The organism is Microbacterium sp., assembly GCF_039812165.1.
GTDB lineage: Bacteria > Actinomycetota > Actinomycetes > Actinomycetales > Microbacteriaceae > Microbacterium.
The window spans coordinates 1-6,340 of sequence record NZ_JBDIAB010000168.1 but is presented as its reverse complement, the minus strand read 5'-3'; the positions used below and the strand labels follow the sequence as shown (position 1 = coordinate 6,340).

The 6,340-nt window shown below is 72.4% G+C and carries 6 protein-coding genes and 1 pseudogene; 5 read left to right on the top strand and 2 right to left on the bottom strand.

The annotated features are described in order from the left end of the window. On the bottom strand, positions 1–824 hold an 824-nt coding region (locus WML84_RS11845; RefSeq protein WP_347346348.1), incomplete at its 3' end, for an ABC transporter ATP-binding protein. On the opposite strand from WML84_RS11845, the gene WML84_RS11840 reads away from it, so the two are divergent. Further along, positions 823–1,266 carry a hypothetical protein gene (locus WML84_RS11840; protein WP_048548021.1) on the top strand — a complete coding sequence of 148 codons (444 nt, stop codon included), beginning with the start codon at positions 823–825 and terminating at the stop codon, positions 1,264–1,266. The two genes, WML84_RS11845 and WML84_RS11840, sit on opposite strands and share 2 nt — an antisense overlap. Before the next feature lie 19 nt (positions 1,267–1,285). Here the strand turns inward: WML84_RS11840 and WML84_RS11835 are convergent. Further along, a pseudogene (locus WML84_RS11835) lies at positions 1,286–2,301 on the bottom strand (LLM class flavin-dependent oxidoreductase). A 90-nt stretch (positions 2,302–2,391) separates the two neighbouring features. Here WML84_RS11835 and WML84_RS11830 point away from each other — a divergent pair. The 4 genes from WML84_RS11830 (at position 2,392) to WML84_RS11815 (ending at position 6,246) form a co-directional block, all read left to right on the top strand. Beyond that, a complete protein-coding gene (locus WML84_RS11830) occupies positions 2,392–3,975 on the top strand; it encodes a molybdopterin-dependent oxidoreductase (protein ID WP_347346347.1) in 1,584 nt (527 codons plus the stop codon). Between the two features lie 111 nt (positions 3,976–4,086). Next, positions 4,087–4,755, top strand: coding sequence for a fasciclin domain-containing protein (locus WML84_RS11825; protein ID WP_347346346.1), 669 nt, complete (start codon positions 4,087–4,089; stop codon positions 4,753–4,755). A 46-nt stretch (positions 4,756–4,801) separates the two neighbouring features. Further along, complete coding sequence (sigK, locus tag WML84_RS11820) at positions 4,802–5,413, top strand: ECF RNA polymerase sigma factor SigK (protein WP_347346345.1); 612 nt, start codon at positions 4,802–4,804, stop codon at positions 5,411–5,413. Beyond that, positions 5,410–6,246, top strand: coding sequence for an anti-sigma factor (locus WML84_RS11815; protein ID WP_347346344.1), 837 nt, complete (start codon positions 5,410–5,412; stop codon positions 6,244–6,246). The genes sigK and WML84_RS11815 overlap by 4 nt, the downstream gene beginning before the upstream one ends. Positions 6,247–6,340: the final 94 nt, after the last annotated feature.

The following is a 6,340-nucleotide window of genomic DNA, read 5'->3' as shown; positions in this document are numbered from 1 at the left end:
GTGGCCGAGCGGCCGGGGGTCGTGGCCGGACCGCCGGGGGCGTGGTCGTGGGTGTCGCCGGTCAGGGCCATGAAGGCCTGCTCGAGGCCGGCGGTGACGATCTCGAGGTCGGTGCCGCCGAGCTCGAGCAGGAGCAGCCGCGCGACGGCGTCGGAGTCGGCGGCCGAGACGACGACGCGCGAGCCGCGCTCCTCGACGTCGCGGACGCCCTCGACGCGGCGCAGCGCCGCCACCGACTCGCCGAAGGAGCCGGCGGGGAGCGTGGCCGAGACGGTGCGGCCGCTCGCCTGCGAGCGGATCTCGGCCGTCGTGCCGTCGGCGACGATGCGGCCGCCGGCGACGAGGACGATGCGGTCGGCGAAGGCGTCGGCCTCCTCGAGGTAGTGCGTGGCGAAGACGACGGTGCGTCCCGCGCTCGCGTCGGCGTGCATCGTGTCCCAGAAGTCGCGCCGGGCCGTGACGTCCATGCCAGCCGTCGGCTCGTCGAGGACGAGCAGGCGGGGGTCGGGGAGCAGCGCGAGCGCGAAGCGCAGCCGCTGCTGCTCGCCGCCCGAGCACTTGGACACCCGGCGGTCGGCGAGCGTCCTCAGCCCGGCGCGGTCGATGACCTCGTCGACGGGGGTGTGGGAGGCGTACGTCGAGGCGATCATAGGCACCGTCTCGCGGACGGTGAGGTCGCGCAGGAGCCCGCCGGTCTGAAGCACCGCGGAGACGGCGCCGGAGACGACGGCCTCGCGGGGACGGCGCGGCGCGGCAGCCGCAGGCGTCACGTCCTGCCCGTGACAGGTGTCACGGGCGGCGCCGACCCGACAGACTGTGGCCATGGCCGACTTCGAGGTGCATCTCGACTCCCCGCTGCCCGCCCCCGAGGCGTGGCGGCGCATCCTCGACCTCACGGCGCACACCGCCGTCATCCCGCTGACGACCGTGACCGGTCAGGCCATGACGGCCGCCGAGCTCGTCGCCGGGTCGCGGTTCGTCGCCCGCACCGGCGTGGGGCCGGTGGGCTTCGACGACGTCATGGTCGTCGACGCCATCGAGGCGCCGACCGAGGCGTCGGCCGGGAGCGCGCGGATCCACAAGGAGGGCACGGTGGTCCGTGGTCGGATCGACCTGCTCGTCACCCCCACGGCCACGGGGTCGACCGTCGCCTGGTCGCAGCGCATCGGGGTGCGCGGGGTGCCCGCCCTCCTCGACCCGGTCGTCGCCAAGGTGGCCGGGGCGGCCTACGGCTCGACCCTCCGCAAGCTCCTGGCCCGCGGCTGACGGCGCCCCAGCCCCACCGTCAGCGCCAGCCGAGCTCGGGGGCCACGTGGGTCAGGAGGCTCTCGATGACGTGGGCGTTGTAGTCGACGCCGAGCTGGTTGGGCACGGTGAGCAGGAGCGTGTCCGCGGCGGCGATCGCCTCGTCCTCGGCGAGGTCACGGACGAGCTGGTCGGGCTCGCCGGCATACGTCTTGCCGAAGCGCGCCGTCCCGCCGTCGATGTGGCCGACCTGGTCCTGGCTGCCCGCCTCGCGCCCGAAGTACGCGCGGTCCGTGTCCGACACGATGGGGAAGACGCTGCGGCTCACCGACACCCGCGGCTCGCGCTCGTGCCCGGCGGCCTTCCACGCGTCGCGGAACCGCTGGATCTGCTCGGCCTGGAGGCGGTGGAACGGGACGCCGGTGTCCTCGGTGAGCAGCGTCGAGCTCATGAGGTTCATCCCCTGCTCGGCCGTCCACTCCGCGGTGGCGCGAGTGCCGGCACCCCACCAGATGCGGTCGCGCAGGCCGGGCGAGTGCGGCTCGATGCGCAGCAGGCCGGGCGGGTTGGGGAACATCGGGCGCGGGTTCGGCTCGGCGAAGCCGCGTCCGGTCAGGACGCTGAGGAGGACCTCGGTGTGCTGCCGGGCCATCGCGGCGTGGTCGCCGTCGGTGGGCTCGTAGCCGAAGTAGCGGTAGCCGTCGACGACCTGCTCGGGTGACCCACGGCTGATGCCGAGCTGGAGCCGGCCGCCGGAGATGAGGTCGGCGGAGCCGGCGTCCTCGGCCATGTAGAGCGGGTTCTCGTAGCGCATGTCGATGACGCCGGTCCCGATCTCGATCCGGCTCGTGCGCGCACCGACCGCGGCCAGCAGGGGGAACGGCGAGGCGAGCTGCCGGGCGAAGTGGTGGACGCGGAAGTAGGCGCCGCGGCCCCGAGCTCCTCCGCCGCGACGGCGAGGTCGATCGACTGGAGCAGGACGTCCTGCGCCGACCGCGCCTGCGAGTGCGGCGAGGGGTTCCAGTGCCCGAACGAGAGGAATCCGATCTTCTTCACGTGCGGTCAACACCGGGCGGGGCTCCGCTCTTCCCGCCGGCCGCAGTCCCTCGGACAATCCGGAAACCCTTGTGGCGCCGAACGACCCCCATGACGCGCCTACGACTTGCCCTCAGCGGGATCCTCGCCGCGATAGCCGGGATCGCCGCCGGTCACCTCGTGGCAGGCTTCCTCGCCCCTGCATCCTCGCCGGTGCTCGCCATCGGGTCGACGGTGATCGACCTGACCCCCACCCCCGTCAAGGAGTGGGGGATCGCGACCTTCGGCACCAACGACAAGCTGATCCTCCAGGGCTCGGTGCTCGTCGTGACGCTCGCGCTCGCGGCCGTCGCCGGCCTCCTCGCCCGCCGACGTATGCCGCTCGCCGTCGGGTTCATCGTGCTGCTCACCGGCCTTGCCGGTGCCGCCGCGCTGCTCCGGCCCACGGCCCGCCCGCTCGACGCCCTGCCCGCGCTCGCCGCGATGGCCGCCGGGGTGGCGACGCTCGTCTGGCTCGTCCGTCTCGCCCGCCGTGCGTCCGGCGAGGCCGTGGCCAGGAACGACGAGGCGACCGTCGACGGCCCGCGCGGCTCGAAGATGACCCCCGCCGCCGACCCCAACGACCCGACCGCCCGGCCCGGCACCGGCCGTCGCGGCTTCATCGGCGGGGCGCTCGGCGTCACGGCGCTCTCGGTGCTCGCCGCCGTCGGTGGCCAGCTGCGCAGCGGGGCCCAGACCATCAAGAAGATCGTGCTGCCGGCCGCTGCCGACAAGGCCAAGCCGCTGCCGACCGGCCTCGAGGGCACCGTGCCCGGCATCTCGCCGCTGCGGACCCCGACCGACAAGTTCTACCGCGTCGACACCAACCTCACCGTCCCCAAGGTCGACGTCGACACGTGGACGCTCGAGATCGACGGCATGGTCGAGAAGCCCTTCACGATGACCTTCGCCGAGCTCTCCGAGATGCCCCTCATCGAGCGCGACATCACCATGACGTGCGTCTCCAACGAGGTGGGCGGCGGCTACATCGGCGCCGCGCGCTGGCTCGGCGTCCGCCTGACCGACGTCCTCGACCGCGCCGGCATCACCGGCAGCCCGGACCAGGTGCTCAGCACGGCCGTCGACGGCTTCACCATCAGCACCCCGCTCGCCGTCGTCCGCGACGGGCGCGACGCGATGATCGCCATCGGCATGAACGGCGCCCAGCTCACCGACACCCACGGCTTCCCCGCGCGACTCATCACGCCCGGCCTCTACGGCTTCGTCGGCGCCACGAAGTGGCTCACCAAGCTCACCCTGACGACGTATGCCGCCGAGCAGTCCTACTGGACGAAGCGGCAGTGGGCGACGGACGCCCCGATCAAGACGAGCGCCCGCATCGACACCCCGGAGCCGCTCTCGACGATCACGGCGGGGATGACCGCCATCGGCGGCGTCGCCTGGGCCCAGCACCGCGGCGTCGGCAAGGTCGAGGTCAAGATCGACGACGGCGACTGGCAGGAGACCAAGCTCGGCCCGGACGTCAACATCGACTACTGGCGCCAGTGGTACCTCCCGTGGGACGCCAAGCCCGGCCTGCACCGCATCGCCGTCCGCGCCGTCGACCGCCAGGGGCGCGCCCAGATCACCGAACGCGCCACGCCCTTCCCCAGCGGGTCGAGCGGCATCCAGGAGGTGGTGGTGACCGTCGCGTGATCCCGGCCGTCGAAATCTCCTCGAAAAAACTTCTCCGACAAGCAATCCGGAGCCACAGCAGCTCCGAATCCCACATGACCGTGCACCACACAGCCACAAGGAGTGACTGACATGAAGACCATGAAGACCCGCACCGGCCTCGTCGCCCTCGCGATCGCCCTGCCCCTGAGCCTCGCCGCCTGCGGCAGCTCCAGCGACAACACCACGTCGCCCGGCGCCGGCAGCACGCCCGCCGCGACGTCGTCCGACTCGATGACGAGCAGCACCCCGTCCGACACGATGACCTCCTCCGAGTCGATGGACGCCGCTGCGGCCGTCTTCGGCGAGGGTTGCGCCGCCGTGCCGAAGGACGGCGCCGGCTCGTTCAACGGCATGGCCACCGCGCCCGTCGCGACCGCCGCGAGCGCCAACCCGCTGCTCTCGACGCTCGTCACCGCCGTCAAGACCGCCGGTCTCGTCGACACCCTGAACTCGGCTCCCGAGATCACCGTCTTCGCGCCCGTCAACGACGCGTTCGCCAAGATCCCGGCCGCCGACCTCAAGAAGGTCCTCGCCGACAAGCCGACCCTGACGAAGATCCTCACCAACCACGTCGTGGCCGGCAAGCTCTCCCCGGAGCAGCTCGCGGGTGACCACAAGACCCTCGCCGGCACGACCATCACGGTCAAGGGCTCGGGCGAGAACTTCACGGTCGGCAAGGCCGACGCCAAGGTCATCTGCGGCAACGTCCCGACCGCCAACGCCACGGTGTACATCATCGACGGCGTGCTGATGCCCTGATCGTCTCCCGACCAGGCTGACGCGGAACACGACGACGGGCGACACAATGGACCCCATGTCACGGTTCTCGGTGGTCCCTTCCGGTGATGAGTCACCGGAGGGGGCCACCCGCCCAGTCCCCCTGGAGCAGCTGCTGCGCAGAGCGGCGACCGGCGACGAGACGGCGTTCGCAGAGCTCTACGACGCAGTCTCCTCCCGGCTCTTCGGTCTGGTCCGCCGCGTCGTGCGCGACCCCGCCCAGTCGGAGGAAGTGACCCAGGAGGTCTTCCTCGAGATCTGGCGGCACAGCGCACGCTTCGACCCGAGCAAGGGTGCAGCTCTCTCGTGGATGCTCACCATCGCTCACCGCAAGGCCGTCGACCGGGTCCGGTCGGCGGAGGCCTCCCGCAACCGCGACGAGGGATACGGCGCCAGCAACCAGGACGTCACCCACGACTCCACGGCCGAGGCCGTCGTCGAGCGTCTCGATGCGGAGCGGGTTCATCGGGCGTTAGAGACGCTCACACCGGTCCAACGGCAGGCCCTCGAACTGGCCTACCTCTCGGGATACACCCACACGGAGGTGGCCACGATGCTCGACCTGCCACTCGGGACCGCCAAGACACGCATCCGTGATGGACTGATCAGACTACGAGACACGTTGGGGGTGACACTGTGAGCGAGGACATCCACGCACTGTCCGGTGCCTACGCCGTGGACGCTCTCGACGACGTCGAGCGGGCCCGGTTCGAGCGACACCTCGCCGGCTGCCCGGCCTGCCGCGCCGAGGTCGACGGCCTCGTCGCCGCCGCCTCCGAGCTGTCGGTGCTCACCGAGGCCGCACCGCCGGCCTCGCTCCGCGCCAAGGTGCTCGCCGAGATCGCGACCGTCCGTCCGCTGCCGCCCCTCACGGCCCCGCAGGCGGAGTCGGGTGACGATGCCGTCACGTCGGCGCCGCCCGCCCCGTCCCAGCCCGCTGCCGAGGCCGCCCCGGCCGAGTCGCACGGCGACCAGGGCCGGCACGCCGACGAGCTCTCCGAGCGCCGCCGGTCCCGGTCGGCCCGCGGTTTCGCCCGCGGTTGGCGGGTCGTCGTCGCGGCCGCCACGGTCGCGGTGCTCGCCATCGGTGGTTTCACCGTCTGGCGCCAGATCGACAAGGACCCGTCGCGGGCCCTCGCCGACCAGGTGCTCGCCGCCCCGGACGCCACGCGCTACGGCGCACGGCTCGCCGGCGGCGCCACGGCCACCATCGTGCGCTCCACCTCGCTCCAGAAGGCCGTCATCGTCACCTCCGGCATGGCGCAGCCGCCGACGGGCAAGGTCTTCCAGCTCTGGCTGCAGGACGCGACCGGCCACATGACCTCCGCGGGGCTCATGCCCGACGGTGGCGACCAGGTCGTCGTGCTGAGCGGCGACGCGAGCCACTCGAAGGGCGCCGGCATCACCGTCGAGCCCGCCGGTGGCTCCGACCAGCCGACCACCAACCCGATCGCCTTCGTGGCCTTCGCCTGAGGCGCAGGACCGCAACCGGTCGCCACGACGTCGGACGGTCCCGAGCTCGCTCCCGGCTTCCCCAGCTGGAGCTCGGGACCGCCCGACCTCGTGG